Raw genomic sequence first — 16,791 nt, forward strand, 5'->3', positions numbered from 1 at the left:
CCGTTTCATGAACAATGACAATCCGTTTGCGTCCGATTTTTTTTGAGGCGTACGACTTTGCTAAAGGCCCAAATCTCCTTCACTTCGCCATTGCGTTGATGAATGCGGTAGTGCCGAAACGACTGGCCAGAGGTGCTACGAAGTTGTTGAGCCACTGCGTCAATGCGAGTCCATTGGTTGAACCAAAGCACGGAACGATTACACGCCAGCTCACTCACCCAATGCTTGCCGAATCCTTCAATGACGGTCGTTAAGTCCGCTGCGCATACGCCTGCATCAAAAGCATAATCCGCTGTCGGAAACTGCCCTTCCCCTTCAATTTGCTCAATCATGGCACTCAGCAGTTCCGTTCGCGTTTGATAGGCGTCACGATTATGCTGGTAGGCCACCAACTCACTCAATCGCTCCATCGCCGCTGCGATAGTTTCATACTCGCCTTGACGGGTCATCTTCAGATACTCCAGTTCTGCGGCTTCCCACTGGGCCGCTTGCACGGCGACGCCTATCCCATCTTGTCGCACTCGATTTGCCGCCACTGCGGTCAGAATCGTCTGATAACAGCTCATGCAATTATCAACATAATCGTACTGACGTTTGACCCCAAAAATCTGTTTGCTCCGTTCGTGATGTCCCAGTGTCCAATCTAGGCTAATCACTACACGTGCTCTGGGGGCATAATGCTGTGATACCTGTAGACGGTGGCGCACCATCAATGCCTCCTGCTCCCATGGCGATTCAAACACCCCGGCGTGCATTGCTCGACGACCTGAAAGGGGCTGCTCGGTTGTCGAGACAAACTGACTGTGAATCCCTTGCAATGTTTTGTTCTCACTGAGTAGTAAGCCACTGAGGTATCGGCTCACATGCTCAAATCCGGCTTGTCGAGGAAATAAGTCGCGGTAAGCGCTCATGCCCTGCTTAATCGTGTTGGGGATGCCGACAAAAGGAAGCATTGTTGACGTTGCTCATTACGCTACAAACCTGAAACAAGCATGACGCAACTAACACCATTAGCGACATAAATTGATGGCCTCAATGGGAAACTTTGCCAAGTCGTGAAAGATCAATGCTGAGGGTAAACTCACTGATACCTCTACAAAGATAGCCTTGCGATCGGTTCTTCAGGCTTTGATACCTGAGGAGGACTGCATCTTTTCCCTCGGCTCCTGATCTGTCAACTTGAAAGGGCCTTCAGATTGGACGAATGGCGATCAGCTACTCTAAGCCATGATCGGCCAAGGTTTAGTCTGGGGATTTATCAATCAGCTCCTGTATCATCTGAAGACTCTCAGATGACATGTTGGCTTCTCTTAGAGCTATTTGTAGGGCCTGCCAGTTTTTCCGGCTTGGATTGGCGAATGCAGTTTCTAATTGAGTCAGCCATAAGGGCACCCCTTGTGCTGCCTGCCAATCTTCTCGCCCTATGAATAGCCCCAGATCGCCATGAGGATGTTCCTTGGGCAATTTGAGAAATACTTCTAAATCGTATTTGCCGTCATCTACTTGAAACATCCACTGGTCCTTTGAATCATTTGGGAAATGATGCAATGCGCCAACGCCAGAATTCAGATCATAAACAGTTGCCGTAGAACCATAACCGATTCCCTTCAAATTTAAAGCAATGGCGATAAGACTTTCCTGTTCCGCACGAGCTTCAGTACAGGTTAAGTCATCCAAAGTATGGCGATATCCCAAATTCATCATTTTTCCAAAACTAACTCGCCCGCCGAATTGTTTTTTCAAGAGAGCTATTTCTTCTGGCGAAGCCGATTCTGATTCAGACGATAGCGTAAAAATATCATTGGGCTGTTGTCCCAAAATAATAAATACGGTTTTGCTTTTGTTGAGCAGCATCAGACTATACTCATCATCACCGTGATCGCTTATCCGTACCTCAGCATAGTCAGTGGCGGGAATAGGAACCTGTTGTTCAAACCAGTTAAGTTTCCAGCTAGTGTTGATAGCGATGTTGTCTGGGCGGGGTTGAAAGGTATTATTTATAACTGATTCTAAGGTATTATTTGTAGCTGATTCTATTGATAAACCTAGCTTTAATGCTCGGCATCGTTTTGGCCAAGTATCTAAACTCAACCCGGATGGTGGCTTTAAGGCTTGACTTTTGGCGCAACTCGTTACGGCAATCAGCCCCAAACAGACCAAGAGTTTTGAAATAGAATTATTATGGTTCATTCTCAAGCCCAGACCCATTATTGAAGTCCTGAATTTATGATGTTCTTAAAATGCCCAACAATGGTCACTTTTTTGATGTTTTCAAGAGGATTATGACATTGTTTATGGACTATTATTAAAGATGTCAAATATCCAATTTTAGAAATGTCACCTAATGGTAGTGGAGACTGTATGTGAGTATATCAATTATCATTAATGAACTAAAAATTACTCAGAACATCCTTGGTGCTGGGGTTGTCACTGAGCTAATCATCAAGTAGCTCATCGGCTCGATTAGGAACTTTTGCTGGTATCTGCTTGTAAAGTATCAATCACTTCTTGACACCAATCGATCCATTCTTGTTCATATCGAATCCCTCGTCTCAGGGTCAAGTACCGGAATTGCATAGCTGGCTCTGGAGCTTCTAACTGTTGGAAACAGATTTCCTTCTCTAGATATCGGTCCAATTTTTTCTGGTGGAGGGCTTGACGCGCTTTGACCTGTTGAATCAGCAGGGAACGGGGTACGTAGGGGCCTGCCAGTACTTTGACTAAGAGATCCTCGCGAATAGGCGTAGGTGTGGAAGGCTGAGCATACCAGTCCAGCAACTCTTGCTTACCCACATCTGTGATCTGATAGAGCTTCTTATCTGGCTTGCCTTGTTGGGGAACCAGTTCATAGGTCACCCAGCCTTGGGTTTCTATTTTGGATAACTCTCGATAAATCTGTTGCTGGCTGGCTTTCCAAAAGCAGCTCACCGATTCCTCAAAGCGTTTACTGAGGTCATAGCCGCTGTGGGGAGCCTCAGATAAAACCGTCAAAATCGTGTGGGCTAGAGTCATGAAATGGTGATGGGGTGGCGTTGACATATCCAACAAGGCGAGTATAAGTTATTGCTGAATACTCAACAAATTGTATATCAACAAGTTGGATATGAACGATAACTCAATCCTCACCTTCGTTGCCCAAACGCGCTCAATCTTCTTTTAGACTTCGCTCTTGGAAATCACCACGAACCTTGGGATGGGTGGTTTTGGGAGTGAGTGCAGTGGCGATTGGCATAAAAACTTGGTGTGCGCCTCAGACTGGACCTGCTCCTAGGCAGGCCATCTTGCCTGTGACTACTTTGGCACTGCAGCCGTCTACCTTCTATGACATTCAGCGCACCTACGCGGGGGAAGTCCAGGCAAATCGCACCAGTGAATTGGGGTTTGAGCTGACGGGGACCTTGATTGAGATTGCTGTGGATGAAGGGGATTGGGTGCAGCAAGGTATGCCCCTAGCTCGTTTGGATACTCGTAGCTTAGCCGCTCAACGCCAGCAGCTTTTGGCTCAAAAAGCCCAGGCCCAAGCCCAGTTGCGAGAGTTGAAGACGGGACCGAGAGCTGAAGAGATTGGAGCGGCTCGGGCTGCCGTTGAAGATTTAGGACAGCAGCACTTGTTGGCAGAAAAGCAAAGTAAACGCCGCCAAGAACTCTATGAAAAAGGGGCTATTTCCCGCGAGGCTTTTGAAGAACGATATTTTGCCGCTCAAGCATTGAAAAAACGCCAGGGCCAAGCTCGCAAACGGTTAGAAGAATTGCTAGCGGGGACACGGGTGGAGCAGGAAAAGTCAGCTCAAAACTCTCGTCAATATCAGCCTGAGACGGTAGTTGCGATCTCAGCTTAGGGATGAATGAGGCAGGTTGGCCAAGGCTGGGATGGGGGTCTGAACCAGCTCGACATTTATCTTGGCAACATCTCAAATCAGTAGGTTCTATTAGACCTGCGGAACACTTTGTTTTAGATTGCCAGTGAGGTGACTGTTACGTCTTTAGAGACGTTACTTAGAGATGCTCCATGCCACGTCATCCGCGAACGCTGATACCTAGCTATTGCTATCACATCACCACCCGCTGCAATAATCGTGACTTCCGGTTAGTGCGAGAGGAATGCCGTGATGTCTTGCTGTATGCCATTCATAAATGCCAGGTCAAATATGGTTTTAAGCTGTATGCCCTCTGCATTATGAGCAACCATGTCCATTACCTGTTGGAACCTGCCCAGCCCCAGGACCTGCCCAAAATCATGCACTGGCTGAACTGGTATACGGCCATGTGTTTTAACCGGATGCTCAATCGCAGTGGGCACTTCTGGGAAAAGCGATATCACAGCACGGGGTTTCCGAATACGGATAAGCGACGGGCTTTGAATACCCTGCGCTATATCCATGCCAACCCGAAAGCGGCGAAGATGCAGCAGGGCTTTTTCTATGATTACAGCAACTATGGCAGCTATGAGCGGCTAACCAATGACGGAATTAGCCAATGGCATCCAGCTTTTCTGGCGTTGGGAGCGACAATTGAAATTTGTGCTCGGGCTTATCGGCGCTTTTGCCAGCGGTACAAGCCCAAGCCCAAACCACCCAAGCGCATTTATTGGGGCACGAACCTATTGGCGAAGTTGAGGTTAAAGCGGAAAGTCCATAAACCATCCCCTGGACAAACTCGGTTGCCTTGGGATGATTGGGATGGGGTAGACCCAGAGATTCAGGCAGTGGCGATGAAGTTTGTGTTGGCAAATTGCTTAAACCCGGAGGTGGTGAAGACTCGATATGAGCCTGATTTTATACAGTTATAGATAAAAAAATTGGGTTTGCTAGGTGCCAGGTAAGAAATCGCTAAAAGGACGGGTTTTATGTTGATCTGAATGTGGAAATGAAATTTAAAAAATGCTCAGGACTGTCTCGTGCTACAGTCTACAAGTCTTTGCGCGAGAGAAGAAAGAGATACCCCAAACCACCCACCAACACCAAGCACTAACCGACCCGCACGATTGACACCATTGACACCAACGCAGGGTAATTCTCCGGTACGAGAATTTTGGAGATCGTATGTTGGCTCTTGCCGATTGCCATGGTTTATCCAGCCGATGCGATCACAAAATTTATCCACAAACTCATCATTCCTCGTCGGGCTTCCGCAGTCTTCCCAAATCCGCTTTTGAACGCTAAAGCCCCATTTTCCGTCGCTATACTTAACCCACAGACGATCCAGTATTTGTAGGTCTTCACAGGGAAAAGTCTTTAGGTCCTCGCTATTCAAAAATTGCCCATCGTCTTTTCCCACTGTGGTAATCATCAACCGATAGGTCTCCCGATCGGCTTCACGCCATTGTTGGGTTTGTAGAAGCTTCTCTAAGTTGGCATATCGAGACGTTTCCACTTGGGAAGTAGTTTTTTCAAATGCAGCCAATTCCTCTGCAGTTAAATCCAGCCGTTTAGTAGTGTCTTGCTGGATGGTATAGGCCAAATCAATGGCCTCTTGGCGCAAAGCTTCCCGAATTAATGGCGTAGGGTTGACCTGGGAGGCATAGAGCAAAATCGTCTGTTTCCACCAATCATTCTGGAGATGTTTATAAAGCAATAATTCTTGCTTATCATCAGCAATCTGAGTGGCAGCCAAATACTCTTGCAAACTGAGATGAGCAAATTCAAATTCACCCGGTTCCCGCTCCACTAGCAATTCACTAACCTGTACCACTTGCGCTAAAAAATCCTGGGGTTGAACTTTTTCCCGTTGCTGTACCAAATAGGTGCCGATGCGATCTAATAGGGCAGTGCGATCCAAACGCTCTTCATGGGCTTCCATCATCGACAAAGCCAACCGCTGCAAGATAAGCTGGGCTTCGCAATTGATGAGACAAGTCTCCAGTTTCCGCGCACCCGGTCGATCTCGAAGCTGCAATGTGCAAATTTCTCGGTAGAGTTCAACCCGACGCTTGGGTAATTCCACACCTGGGAATCGCCGATGGAACGTCACAATCATATTCAGCAACAGCGGATTTTTGGCTAAATCTTTCAGCTCTCGCCGCGCCTCAATTTGTGCCAGGAGTTCCTCTGCTGCATCTTGCGCATCTTTCTGAACATCAGGGGTTGTATCCCCACCCCTGGCATAGCGTTCTTGACACAAATACCAATGCTCTACGAACTCGCGGCGCTGGGCTGCATTAAAGTCTTGCACCCAAAGACGGGTCGAGAGTTCAAGACGGTCGGCGGGTTCCTGCTCAGTATAGGCTTTAGGGCGGGAAGTAACGATAAAGACTGATTTGCTGTAATGGCGCATCTGGTCATTAATCCATCGGGCTACTGCCGGACGTTGCCCGGAGGCCACCTCATCAAAGCCATCTAGCATTACCACCGCTTCACCTCGATTGAGCTTCTTTTGGACCCAATCCTCTGGTAAATCGGCGAGCTTGGCCGAATCCGGTAAATCTGGAATATGGTGATTTTTAATCAACTCCGGTAAGGTTGGCGGTTGCTCCTGAGCGAGTCGGTCCCGATGTTTCCGCAACACCAGTAAAAACGGTACTCGTCTCGGTACACCATACTTATCTTCTTGTTGATCCATGCCATAGGTATGGGCAATATGTTTGAGCAAAGTCGTTTTGCCATACCCACCCCAGGCCAACACCACAATTTGTCGGAAGGTTATTTCTTGCTTAGTTTTTCCCAGTAAGTCCCAAATTTTGCGCCCACAACCCCCATCACGAGCAGACTTTTCAAGAGGCTGATCAGGTAACTTCCGCCAACCTGCTGGTAAGGAGCTAGCATCCAGCTCTAGAGGGACATAAATTTCTTCCAGTAGGGGCAAGAAAATACCATCGTGTTGAATCACCCCTTCAGATTTCTGGCGACGGCAAGCCAAAGCCTGACATCGAAAATATCGCTTTTCCACTCCAATGAACTTGGCTAGTAGATGGTCAATGGCTTTATCTAAAGTTTCTCCCCAACGATTCAGACGAATATGATTGCCCTTATGAACCGGGTTAAGCAAACTGGCTCCATAGGTAATCCCTAAACCGATGACTCCAGATGCAACAGCTTTGGGGATATCACTCTCTTTGAACAAGGACCAAAACGCACCTGCTCCACCAACCGTCACCCCACCTGTCCGTACTGCTTTAACCACAACATCCGCAATCTGGTCACTGAGAGAAACCTTAGCTTTAGGTTTTGAAGTAGGTTTGTCAGTCTTGGTCATGGCTCTAGAAATATGGCACTGCCTTTAGTACAAGACAAAACTTTTGCAAGCTAGCTAGGGGTATGTTTTTTAGGAGAGCACGACTCCTCACAATTAGATCCGATGCTTTTCTAGTCAACAGTCTCAATTATGCTGCATTCGCCCCCTAAATCCCCCATTCTGGGGGACTTTGACTATCGATAATGCTTTTCTTACTCGCATGCCTGATTTTGCCAACATCTTCTGTATTAGCCCCCTAAATCCCCCATTCTGGGGGACTTTGATTGTCGATCAATGCTTTGCTCACTCGCATATCGGATTTGCTGAAGTACATGATCTAGGTGGTGCATAACGTCTGAGTTATGGAATCGGATCACTCGGTAACCTAGCTGGTTGAGCTGCTCGGTACGGGCTTGATCATACTCCACCTGCTGATTGTGGATGTCGCCGTCTAGCTCAATCACTAATCGACATTGGGGACAGTAAAAATCGACAATGAACAAACCAATGGCGTGTTGACAGCGGAATTTCAAGCCGCTGAGTTGACGTTTTTGTAGTGCTTTCCACAGCTTTTGTTCGGCTGGGGTCAGATTGAGTCTTAGTCGTCGTGCGGCGGCAACGACTGCTGGAGTCGTGCCGCGAATGCGGTGGTGTTGCGTTGGCTTCTCTCGCATCTTGTTACCCCCAACCCTATCTCTCATCTAGGATCATCATAAATCTCAAAGTCCCCCAAAATGGGGGATTTAGGGGGCAAATTCAGGGTTTAACTAGGCTTCCAAACCAACTTCTCAACCCAGCTCATGATGACGGCAGAGAGTGATAGCTTCAATTGTTGTCCTGTAACTGAGGGCACTGCCTTATTGTGTTCTAGCTATCTCCTGCATGTCTCCCATCTAGGATAATCATAAATCTCAAAGTCCCCCAAAATGGGGGATTTAGGGGGCAAATGCAGAGTTAAAGCGGGCTACCAAACCAACTTCTCAACCTGACTCATGATGACGACAGAGAGTGATGGCTTCAATTTTTATCCTGTAACTGAGGGCACTGCTCAATCGTATTGAACAACCAACTCCAATCCCTTCGCCCCCCTCAACCGAAACGCATTCAACACAATCGGATCCTTCAACTCCAACTCCGCAGTCGGATCATAGTCCTCAAAATAAGCCGCAGCAGGCGCATCCCCATCCAAAAACTGAATCACCGCATCTTCCCCAAACCTTTGCTTCGCCACCGCCAAACAATCCTTCATCAACAAAGACGGCGTAATCATCGACCCCACATAGGCCTTGGTTTCCTCATCAAACACCCGAATCCCTCGCGCCACCGACTGGGTCTCATGCAGCAAAAACGGACCACCCCGTTTATACTCCCCCCGCTCCAACACCGCCGCAATATCCTCCGGCTGGCGAATCACCCCGTGGGTATCAATCGTGACCATCGCCACATCTGGTTGGGCCTCAAGCTGCTCTAGCTCCTTACGAATTTGCCCCTTGATATCATCCAGTCGCTCATTACTGGTCTTCCCCTCCCCTTCCAGATCACTGAAATCCAGATAAGCCGACCGCCCATCGGCATAGGTCACCAGCCCCGACAACAGAATATTGGGGGCAGATTGCCCAGAAATCTTGGAAGAACGATAAACAGGTAAATCCGTTTTACCCGCATTCTTCGGCAACCGATTGGGATTGAAATAGGCATAGCTAAGGGGAATCGATTCCTTCTTTTTAGTAAAGCCCTTGAACGTCGTGCCAAAAATCCCCAGCACCTTGCCCCCCGTGCTCTCCACCTCCGCTTTAACCGTCTTATAGCTGTGATCGGGCAATAGGGGCAAAATCACCGTGCCCGGTTTAGGCTCAAACACAATCGCCGGACCCTGGCCATACCAATTCAGCGGCGTATCCGTTAGCACCGATTTACCTTCTACCTTGGTGCGACCGGGAACAGGATAGGTTACATATTCTCGACCGTTATTATCAAGGGCGAACTGGGGTTCATTGCCGCGATACTGAAGGGGCGCAACGTCAACGGTTTTGATCACCTTTTTCCAGTTAAAGTCATAGTCATAAAAAGAAAGCTGAAACACCTTGCTCAAAGGCACAGCAGGCTTAGAGGCTAAAGACTCATACTCAATAGGCATTGCTTCTAACCGAAAGGCATCGGGTTCGGCGGCTTGCTTACGCAAGAGGGTGCAATTCACCAACAGCGTTGAACAACCGATCAGCCCGATCAGTTTGACGGATTGAGCAATATTCACCATAAAAGCAGCTTCACACTCACACGTTAACGGCGGGACCGATCGTTATCAAACAGCCCCATTAATGGTCCCAGCAATGCCCCAAACACAAAGCCGCCAGCATGGGCCCAATAGGCCACGCCCCCCATATTCATGGGTGCATTCAGACTAGCGACACTATTAAAAGCCTGCTGGGCAAACCAGAACCCTAAAAAGAAGACTGCAGGCAGATTGACCGTCCAAAAGAAAAATCCTACGGGAATCAGGGTCAAGACCTGCGCCTTGGGGAAGCGAATAATATAGGCCCCCATCACCCCTGCGATCGCACCACTAGCTCCCAAGGAAGGAATATCAGAATTGACGCTAAAAAACCATTGACTGAGGGCAGCTAGCGCACCACAGCTGAGGTAAAATACCAAGTATTTTACATGGCCCAGCTGGTCCTCAATATTATTCCCGAACACCCATAAAAACAGCATATTCCCGGCAATATGCAAAATTCCCCCGTGCAGGAACTGGGAGGTAAACAGGGTAATCCAAGCCGGATGAGGCAATCCCGTGGGTTGCCCCTGAAAACTAGCGGTCAAGTCTCGGGGAACCACCGCCCATAGGCGAAAAAAGGCATCTAGCTCTGGCCCTAGGCGCAATTCATGGAGAAAAACGACCACATTAAGGGCAATCAGAACATAGGTAACAAAGGGCGTAATCCGAGTGGGGTTATTATCGCGTAGGGGTACCACAGTTTTTTTTGATCGATTCCACTAAAAGTGCACTATTCTCTACATGGGGCCAAGTCGCTCTCCTGAACTAAGCGATGGGTCTGACCAGGATTAGCGATTTCAGGAGCATAGGCTCTAAAAACCGGACAGGGCATGACAGAGCAGGCAGCAGCACAGACACAACCCCTTCAGTTCATGTTAGCGGATACCGATCCGATCTTTCGGGTCGGGTTAAAAGCGTGCCTAGAGGCCGTGCCGGATATTCAGATAGTGGCTGAAGCAGAAGATCCCGCCCAAGTTTTACAGCTGTTCTCGACTCAGCCCGAAGCAGACACCAGCCCAGACGTCGATCCACAATCCCTGGACTTACTGATTCTCGATATCAGTCGCGTTGCAGATGTCGAGGCGAATGGCCTTCTCTGTCAACAGTTGAAGAGGCGCTATCCCCATCTAGCCCTGTTTGTTTTATCGGCCACCGTCGAACCCGATCAGCTCACCAAGCTGTGGCAAGTAGGGGTGGAAGGCTTCTGCCGCAAAGGCAGTGTGGACACCCCCACCTTAATTCAGCAGCTCCGGCGAGCCAGCCAAGGACAGCGAGTTTGGGATTCAGCCCAGAAGGCCCAGGCCCAGATCGTCCAGCAGCCCGCTGCCACCCCCCAGATAGCCACCCAAAATGTGACGGCCTTTACCCTGTTGCGGCAAGTGTTTATGCAAACGGGGTTAAAGCAAATTGAACAAACCCTGGAGCAGCTCCAAAGCCGTCGCCAAGGAGAAGCCCTTACCCAATGGCAGCGAACCATTAATGAGGGACGAGAGCGGGAACTACAAACCGTGAGCTGGTTGGTGCGCCAGTATATGGAACGCCAAAGTGATGACTCTGATGAAGAGCCTCTAGAACCCGAGGAGCCTGCCTTTTCTTGGGCTAATGTCGATCCGTGGGAAACCGATGAGTTAACGGCGGTCCCCTCGCGGATTACCGAAATTAGTGACGGGGGTGACCTCGCTGCTCAGCCAGAAATCACCACCGTGCTGCTGGATGGGTTGCTGGCTAAGCTACCGACTAGCCTCTCCAATCGCACCCAAGATCCCCTAGAGATTGATATTCTCAAAGCCCAAAAGCGCCAGGATTTATTTCTGATTGTGCTCAAGCAATTTGAAACCGTGGTTGAGGATTTGAGTTATTCCCAAGTGACGCGATCGCAACTCGTATCCAAACGAGCCAAACTTCTGCAAGACCTGTGGCTCGGGTCCACTGCCGACTTTTTTGGCAAGTATTTGACCATCCCTTTATCCTCATCTGTAAATACTCAAGGCCTAGAGGATATTGAAATTGTCAGTGTGCTCCAACAAGATCAGGCCATTGTCGAAGCGGAAATTCTCGACAAAATCCCCCTGGTGACGGAACTGCTGGATCATCTCCTATTTAAAGCCCCTTTACTGGTTGACAATACCCTGTCCGCCGTCGGTTCTCCCGAAGCCATGCTCCAGGCAGAAGCCCTCTTGAGCAACCTCGTGGTGAGTGTCGCTAATGGCGTGCTGCAGCCGTTGCTCAATCGCTTTGCTACGAATGAAGCGATTAAACAAAGCTTCTACGACCGGTCTTTAATTTCTACCCGCGACATCGAGCGGTTTCGCAATGCCCTCTCCAATCACTACCGTTCTCGGCGGTTGTTTAAAGAGCCCACAGAAATTTTTGAAAGTCAGTATGGATTAATCGTGTTTAGTGAAGCTGGACTGCAGAAAATCGCCGTCTATGGCTCCCGTGATCAGGAGCTGAAACAGCTCCAAGGGACTCGATTTTTCGTCACCTTGGCTTTGGAGGGAAGGGATGCGATCGCACCCCCACTACAGGCCACCTTTACCTTCCTGGGTCGAGGGGTCGTCTATATCCTTACCCAAGTGGTTGGGCGGGGTTTAGGGTTAATTGGTCGCGGCATCTTGCAAGGGGTCGGCGGCACCTGGCAAGACATTTTCGTCAGCCGTAAAAGCCATCAAGAAAAATAGCCTCCGGTCCGTAGATTCACCATCGGGGCTCCCTAAAATTCTCTCGTGATCGGTATATTCACTCTTCTCACTTCCAGAAGCCAATGACTAAGATCAAAGCTAAGGATTTGAATAGGTTGAACCATGATGCAAGTAGCCGAGCTACTGGAGCGCTACGCCGCCGGAGAACGAGATTTTTGTGAAATAGAGTTAAAAAATGCGGACTTAAGCCAGCAGAATTTGTCCGGCTCGACCTTTATTAAGTCCAAGTTCAGCCATATGAATTTGGAGGGCGCTTACTTGTATGGGGTCAACTTCAAACATAGTTACATCGCCGATACCAACTTAGCCAGTGCTCTTTTATGTGGTGCCAATCTATGGGGCGTTAATTTTCAGGGTAGTGTCCTCGCCGAGGCCAACTTAAGTGATGCCTATATCCGAGGCACCTATCTCCTCAAAGCAGATTTGAGTAAAGTCAATTTACAACGGGCCAACTTGCAACGGTCCTATTTATGGGGAGCCACCCTCAACCATGCCGATATGCGGGATGCCAATCTCACCGGTGCTAACTTAGATTCTGCAACCTTAATGTTCGCGGATCTCAGCGAAGCGAACTGCCAAGATAGCTCCATGAAAGGGGCGAATTTGAGTGGTGCTTGCCTCATTGGTGCTTGTCTAGATCGCGCTAACCTCAGCCACGCCAACTTGAGCATGGCAGAACTCAGCGAAGCCCGGATGAAGTTTGCCCAACTGACGGACGCTATTTTCCAGCAGGCCAACTTAAGCAGCACTAATTTGGCCTATGCCCAAGTCCAGCTACAAAGATTGCAAGACGCCATCTTGTCTCGAACCATCCTGCCGGATCAGCGAGTAGTCAACAATCTCACTCCAGCGATGGCCGTTAGCGTCACCCACTAATCGCCCCCGTTTGAATCAACTGGCGAATCTCTTGGCGAACTTGCATTAAGATTTTTCCCAACTGGTTATGCCCCTTGCCATCGGCACCACAGCCCCAATAGGAATCTAAGGGCGAATTTTCGACAATCCGTTCATCCCCCGTGGACAACAGTTCGGCCTGAATCGTCGGATGAGTTAAAAATTTAACGCGCACAGCAGCATACATAATCTCAGGCTTGATCACATCCCAATTGTCCTGCTCGGCATATAGGGGATTACGCCCTATGGCTGCAGCAGCTTCAGGGGTCGATGTCTGTCGAATCTCTTCACACAAGGCTTGATGAGGCGTACCTTGGTATTTTTGGGCTTGATAGTAATGTTCTGAGGTGGGCCAGGTCTGTCCTTGCAGGTCAATACTATAAAGTGAAAAATTGGAAAAACATCCGTAAGGATCCTGGACTTTGTAGAAGAAAATGGTCATCCTCAGCTAATTTACCCGACTATCTATTTCTATGATGACAGCAAACCTGACTTAGCAAGAACGTTCTTTTTCCTACAACTGCCAAACTCCACACTGGAAAGGGTGCACTTCTAACGACTGAAATTGCACATCCATGAGTCCCTCCTGACTCTGCCCAAGGATCAGCACATCCAGACGGGCTAGACCATATTGCCAAAGGGATAGCACCCATCCCGAGCACACAGCTCATGGTCCTGCTTCAAACCGCTGGTTCCTGTTTTCAGATGATCAACCCATGCTCAACAATGGCCCTGAGCATCTTATGCCCATTTCCGGTGATGCCAGGTTTGCCATCGCTTTACTCCGTATGGCCCCAACACCAAGCGCTTCAATCCGTTCAGATCGTCATACCTGTAAATTTTTGAAAGATTTAGGTTAAAGCTTCCAAAAAAAGATATTTTTCTGAGGGGTTATACATCTTAAGCCCAATATTTTTCACGATGACGGGTTTGCGAAAAATAATGACGAAAGGATGAGTCAATGCCTACCTCCCGAAAAATTTCTAGTTCTTTTTTTGCGATTGTTCTCATTTGCTTCTTCTTGCCCTTCATCACGATTTCTTGCGATCGCACCCCGGTATTGGAGTTATCGGGCATACAGATGACAACAGGGACGACGGTGGAAACGCCATCGTTTGCCGGGCCAGCCGAGTCTAAGAAAATCCCTGCAGATGGCAAAGCAATATTCGCGTTTACCTGTTGTGCAGTGGGATTAGGCAGCAGTCTAATCAAGCAAACCCGTAACAATAAAGTTCTACCAGCTTGTGCAGGTGGATTAGGGGCGTTTTTAATTCTGTCCATCAAGTCTGGTTTAGATCAAGAGCTGACCAAACAAGGGGCAGGTTATGTGGGGTTCAATGCAGAATATGGCTTGGGTTTTTGGGGAGCTTTTATATTTTTCCTGGCCGCAGCCCTTTACAATGTCTGGCAAATCGTTAACCCCATCCCCACGGACTAGCCTCCATTTTTAGCTCTCCTATTTTCTATATCCCTGTGCTACTCAGTTATTAGATAATCATCCAAACACCAGACTTCAACCTATGGGAAAGATCAACATGTTAGTGACCACAACGGATGTCATTCAGGGCGCTGTTATCGAAAGCTATTGCGGCATTGTCACAGCTGAAGTTGTGTATGGCAGTAATGCCCTGCGAGATTTTTTTGCGGGCATTCGCGATATTATCGGCGGTCGCACCGCCAGCTATGAACGAGTGTTTGAAAAGGGACAGCAGGATGCCATTGCTGAGCTAGAAAAACGGGCAGATCGATTAGGCGCGAATGCTGTCATCGGTGTTCGGGTCAGTACCGACACCATTAATATTGATGAAACAGGAGTTTTACTGTTAATCACTGCAGCTGGGACAGCCGTAAAAATGGCCCGTTAAGACTCGTCCCATTTAGCTGAATCTGTTACAGTACGTTTTGGAGCTGTCGCGACGGAAGTAAAGAAAAACGCATGAGATTTGGTGTTTTTGCGATTGCACTCACCCTTGGGGTGACTGTAGGTAGCTCTGCTCTCGCCGCAGACCCTAAACATGTTGCTCAACTTAAACAAGTTAATTCCTGCGAAGGCTGCGATCTCAGTGGCGCTGATTTAAGTGGATTAATTCTGATCCGTGCCAATCTTCGCAATGCTAACTTGCAAGGAGCCAACCTCCGCAATACCTCTTTACTGCTGAGTAATTTAGAGAATGCCAATTTAGAAAATGCTAACTTCACCGCCGCCTATCTCTACGGCAGCAATTTAGAAAACACCCAGCTCACCAGCACTGACTTTACCCAAGCTGTTTTGCGGAGTGCCAAATTGCAAGGCGCTGATGTTTGTACTGCCACCCTTGTCGGGACGGACTTGACGGATGCTGACGTCGATTTAGACGACTGCCCAACTTCCCCACCCCCCAGCACTTCAGAAGCAGAGGTTCAACAAGAAGAGTCGCTGATCAAAGATACGCTGCCTGAGAATCCTTAACCTGAATTGGGTTGGTGACCGTCCACCTTTTCACCTACGGAACGCTCACCTTTCCTGAAGTCATGCAAGCGGTTACAGGTCAACGCTTTCCAGCAACGAACGCTTGGTTGCCTGGATATGAGCGGTTTTGTCTTGTGGAGCAACTCTACCCAGGCATCATCAAAACCGGTCAACAGTCCACCCTTGGTAGAATTTATTTCGATATCGATCCCATTTCCCTCCACCGCCTCGATTACTTCGAAGGGGATCTGTATAGCCGACAAGCCGTAACGGTCGTTCTGCCCGAGCACTCAACCATATATGCCGATACCTATGTTGTTCCCCTCAGCCAAATAAATCAGTTATCCCATCGATCGTGGAATGCAGAACAGTTTCGCACCTCACATCTACCCCAGTTTCTAGTCCAAGTCCACGCTTGGATGGATGACTACTCTCTCAGTCCATCCCCTGCAGCCGATGAACAGGATACCTGGGATCTAGAGCCTTAAAAAAATCAGTCCTCTGGGCTAGGGGGAAGCATCCAGAGGACTGAGTCAGACATGAGGATCTCTAAAAAACGCCCAATTAGGGTTATTGCTGGGTCGCAACGACCTCTGGTTGAGCCTTCTGATCAACCGCTACGGGTTGAGTTTCTTGAGCTTCAGGGGCCGAGGCTTTGAAGGTAAAGCCCAAACGAGCTTCTTCTACAGAATTATCCGGTGAATGCTTAGGAGCAGAGGTTGCGGACAGATGTCGGCAACCCGCAGGTACGACTTTGACAATAGACGCAGCACCATTGGGACCGCAGGTCACTAAAGTCCCTGCATGGGCGGTTGGTGCTAGGGCTGATGCGCTGGCTAAAGAACCAAAAATCAATGCGGTATGAAGTAAGGCTTTCGTGTTCATCTTCCTGACCTACTTATAGTCTCATTTGCTTATGGGAACAGTATGGAATTCCTAGCTGAGATCAGCCTGAAAAATGTATTAGATTATACTAATTTACTTTATCTAAGTTTACTGTTACCCCCCAAAGTAAGCGCTTAGAGAGCAGCCAGGACTGACATCATTTTATAGATAAAATCTTGAATCTGACCCATTCTCAGCAGTATTCAGCATTTTTGTCGACAAGCTGTTTTTCTCCCCTTTAGACCCTGCAATTAAGCGTCGAAAGCTGACTTTAGAGTGGGAATCATAACGATATAGAAGGCCTGATTACGGTCTACCCATAGCTGGTGGCCAAACCTCTCTTCAAACGATTGCAGTCTGTCAGTTTGGAGGGGCGAAGGATCAGCCTATCCATCATTTATCTTGTCTAGACCTTA

The 16,791-nt window shown here is 48.5% G+C and carries 17 protein-coding genes; 8 read left to right on the top strand and 9 right to left on the bottom strand.

Going from position 1 to position 16,791, the window contains the following annotated elements; genetic code table 11:
• Positions 1 to 5: 5 nt before the first annotated feature.
• The 3 genes from HRE53_RS11070 to HRE53_RS11080 all read right to left on the bottom strand — a co-directional run bounded on the left by HRE53_RS11070 (position 6) and on the right by HRE53_RS11080 (position 3,012).
• Positions 6 to 953: a transposase gene (locus HRE53_RS11070; RefSeq protein ID WP_235108014.1), complete on the bottom strand. Its 948-nt coding sequence runs from the start codon at positions 951 to 953 to the stop codon at positions 6 to 8.
• A 289-nt stretch (positions 954 to 1,242) separates the two neighbouring features.
• Positions 1,243 to 2,208: a hypothetical protein gene (locus HRE53_RS11075; protein ID WP_235110473.1), complete on the bottom strand. Its 966-nt coding sequence runs from the start codon at positions 2,206 to 2,208 to the stop codon at positions 1,243 to 1,245.
• A 255-nt stretch (positions 2,209 to 2,463) separates the two neighbouring features.
• Entirely contained in the window at positions 2,464 to 3,012 is a 549-nt protein-coding gene (locus tag HRE53_RS11080; protein WP_235110475.1) for a PadR family transcriptional regulator, read from the bottom strand.
• 119 nt (positions 3,013 to 3,131) lie between these two features.
• On the opposite strand from HRE53_RS11080, the gene HRE53_RS11085 reads away from it, so the two are divergent.
• On the top strand, positions 3,132 to 3,839 hold the full coding sequence (locus HRE53_RS11085; protein WP_235110477.1) for an HlyD family secretion protein: 708 nt from the start codon (positions 3,132 to 3,134) through the stop codon (positions 3,837 to 3,839).
• Positions 3,840 to 4,009: 170 nt separating this feature from the next.
• Positions 4,010 to 4,789, top strand: coding sequence for a transposase (locus tag HRE53_RS11090; RefSeq protein WP_235110479.1), 780 nt, complete (start codon positions 4,010 to 4,012; stop codon positions 4,787 to 4,789).
• A gap of 95 nt (positions 4,790 to 4,884) precedes the next feature.
• Here the strand turns inward: HRE53_RS11090 and HRE53_RS11095 are convergent, their stop codons facing one another.
• The 4 genes from HRE53_RS11095 to HRE53_RS11110 form a co-directional block, all read right to left on the bottom strand.
• Positions 4,885 to 7,191 (bottom strand): GUN4 domain-containing protein, encoded by a 2,307-nt coding sequence (locus HRE53_RS11095; protein ID WP_235110481.1) that lies wholly within the window; start codon positions 7,189 to 7,191, stop codon positions 4,885 to 4,887.
• 227 nt (positions 7,192 to 7,418) lie between these two features.
• On the bottom strand, positions 7,419 to 7,844 hold the full coding sequence (locus HRE53_RS11100) for an endonuclease domain-containing protein (protein WP_235110483.1): 426 nt from the start codon (positions 7,842 to 7,844) through the stop codon (positions 7,419 to 7,421).
• Positions 7,845 to 8,218: 374 nt separating this feature from the next.
• Positions 8,219 to 9,427: a hypothetical protein gene (locus HRE53_RS11105; RefSeq protein WP_235110485.1), complete on the bottom strand. Its 1,209-nt coding sequence runs from the start codon at positions 9,425 to 9,427 to the stop codon at positions 8,219 to 8,221.
• Between the two features lie 23 nt (positions 9,428 to 9,450).
• Complete coding sequence (locus HRE53_RS11110; protein WP_235110487.1) at positions 9,451 to 10,143, bottom strand: rhomboid family intramembrane serine protease; 693 nt, start codon at positions 10,141 to 10,143, stop codon at positions 9,451 to 9,453.
• A 132-nt stretch (positions 10,144 to 10,275) separates the two neighbouring features.
• On the opposite strand from HRE53_RS11110, the gene HRE53_RS11115 reads away from it, so the two are divergent.
• Both HRE53_RS11115 and HRE53_RS11120 read left to right on the top strand, forming a co-directional pair.
• Positions 10,276 to 12,126: a DUF3685 domain-containing protein gene (locus tag HRE53_RS11115; protein ID WP_235110490.1), complete on the top strand. Its 1,851-nt coding sequence runs from the start codon at positions 10,276 to 10,278 to the stop codon at positions 12,124 to 12,126.
• 123 nt (positions 12,127 to 12,249) lie between these two features.
• Positions 12,250 to 13,023, top strand: a complete 774-nt coding sequence (locus HRE53_RS11120) for a pentapeptide repeat-containing protein (RefSeq protein ID WP_235110492.1) — start codon at positions 12,250 to 12,252, stop codon at positions 13,021 to 13,023.
• On the opposite strand, the gene HRE53_RS11125 is transcribed toward HRE53_RS11120, so the two are convergent.
• Positions 13,013 to 13,483: an NADAR family protein gene (locus tag HRE53_RS11125; RefSeq protein WP_235110495.1), complete on the bottom strand. Its 471-nt coding sequence runs from the start codon at positions 13,481 to 13,483 to the stop codon at positions 13,013 to 13,015. The two genes, HRE53_RS11120 and HRE53_RS11125, sit on opposite strands and share 11 nt — an antisense overlap.
• 519 nt (positions 13,484 to 14,002) lie before the next feature.
• Between HRE53_RS11125 and HRE53_RS11130 the strand changes: the two genes are divergently transcribed.
• From HRE53_RS11130 to HRE53_RS11145, 4 genes are all read left to right on the top strand, one after another.
• On the top strand, positions 14,003 to 14,479 hold the full coding sequence (locus HRE53_RS11130) for a hypothetical protein (RefSeq protein WP_212663492.1): 477 nt from the start codon (positions 14,003 to 14,005) through the stop codon (positions 14,477 to 14,479).
• A 97-nt stretch (positions 14,480 to 14,576) separates the two neighbouring features.
• Positions 14,577 to 14,906 carry a YbjQ family protein gene (locus HRE53_RS11135; RefSeq protein ID WP_212666425.1) on the top strand — a complete coding sequence of 110 codons (330 nt, stop codon included), beginning with the start codon at positions 14,577 to 14,579 and terminating at the stop codon, positions 14,904 to 14,906.
• Positions 14,907 to 14,977: 71 nt separating this feature from the next.
• Positions 14,978 to 15,490 carry a pentapeptide repeat-containing protein gene (locus HRE53_RS11140; protein ID WP_235110497.1) on the top strand — a complete coding sequence of 171 codons (513 nt, stop codon included), beginning with the start codon at positions 14,978 to 14,980 and terminating at the stop codon, positions 15,488 to 15,490.
• A 14-nt stretch (positions 15,491 to 15,504) separates the two neighbouring features.
• Positions 15,505 to 15,978 (top strand): gamma-glutamylcyclotransferase family protein, encoded by a 474-nt coding sequence (locus tag HRE53_RS11145; RefSeq protein WP_235110499.1) that lies wholly within the window; start codon positions 15,505 to 15,507, stop codon positions 15,976 to 15,978.
• A gap of 82 nt (positions 15,979 to 16,060) precedes the next feature.
• Here the strand turns inward: HRE53_RS11145 and HRE53_RS11150 are convergent, their stop codons facing one another.
• Entirely contained in the window at positions 16,061 to 16,375 is a 315-nt protein-coding gene (locus HRE53_RS11150; RefSeq protein ID WP_212663495.1) for a hypothetical protein, read from the bottom strand.
• Positions 16,376 to 16,791: the final 416 nt, after the last annotated feature.

Origin of the sequence: Acaryochloris sp. 'Moss Beach' (assembly GCF_021497025.1) — a bacterium.
Taxonomy (GTDB): Bacteria; Cyanobacteriota; Cyanobacteriia; order Thermosynechococcales; family Thermosynechococcaceae; genus Acaryochloris; species Acaryochloris marina_A.

Bases quoted from the DNA above. Each gene is read 5' to 3' on its own strand.
- HRE53_RS11135 (WP_212666425.1), top strand. From the start codon at position 14,577: ATGTTAGTGACCACAACGGATGTCATTCAGGGCGCTGTTATCGAAAGC.
- HRE53_RS11115 (WP_235110490.1), top strand. From the start codon at position 10,276: ATGACAGAGCAGGCAGCAGCACAGACACAACCCCTTCAGTTCATGTTA.
- HRE53_RS11140 (WP_235110497.1), top strand. From the start codon at position 14,978: ATGAGATTTGGTGTTTTTGCGATTGCACTCACCCTTGGGGTGACTGTA.
- HRE53_RS11080 (WP_235110475.1), bottom strand. From the start codon at position 3,012: ATGACTCTAGCCCACACGATTTTGACGGTTTTATCTGAGGCTCCCCAC.
- HRE53_RS11120 (WP_235110492.1), top strand. From the start codon at position 12,250: ATGATGCAAGTAGCCGAGCTACTGGAGCGCTACGCCGCCGGAGAACGA.
- HRE53_RS11105 (WP_235110485.1), bottom strand. From the start codon at position 9,427: ATGGTGAATATTGCTCAATCCGTCAAACTGATCGGGCTGATCGGTTGT.
- HRE53_RS11095 (WP_235110481.1), bottom strand. From the start codon at position 7,191: ATGACCAAGACTGACAAACCTACTTCAAAACCTAAAGCTAAGGTTTCT.
- HRE53_RS11075 (WP_235110473.1), bottom strand. From the start codon at position 2,208: ATGGGTCTGGGCTTGAGAATGAACCATAATAATTCTATTTCAAAACTC.
- HRE53_RS11070 (WP_235108014.1), bottom strand. From the start codon at position 953: ATGCTTCCTTTTGTCGGCATCCCCAACACGATTAAGCAGGGCATGAGC.
- HRE53_RS11130 (WP_212663492.1), top strand. From the start codon at position 14,003: ATGCCTACCTCCCGAAAAATTTCTAGTTCTTTTTTTGCGATTGTTCTC.
- HRE53_RS11100 (WP_235110483.1), bottom strand. From the start codon at position 7,844: ATGCGAGAGAAGCCAACGCAACACCACCGCATTCGCGGCACGACTCCA.
- HRE53_RS11150 (WP_212663495.1), bottom strand. From the start codon at position 16,375: ATGAACACGAAAGCCTTACTTCATACCGCATTGATTTTTGGTTCTTTA.
- HRE53_RS11090 (WP_235110479.1), top strand. From the start codon at position 4,010: ATGCCACGTCATCCGCGAACGCTGATACCTAGCTATTGCTATCACATC.
- HRE53_RS11125 (WP_235110495.1), bottom strand. From the start codon at position 13,483: ATGACCATTTTCTTCTACAAAGTCCAGGATCCTTACGGATGTTTTTCC.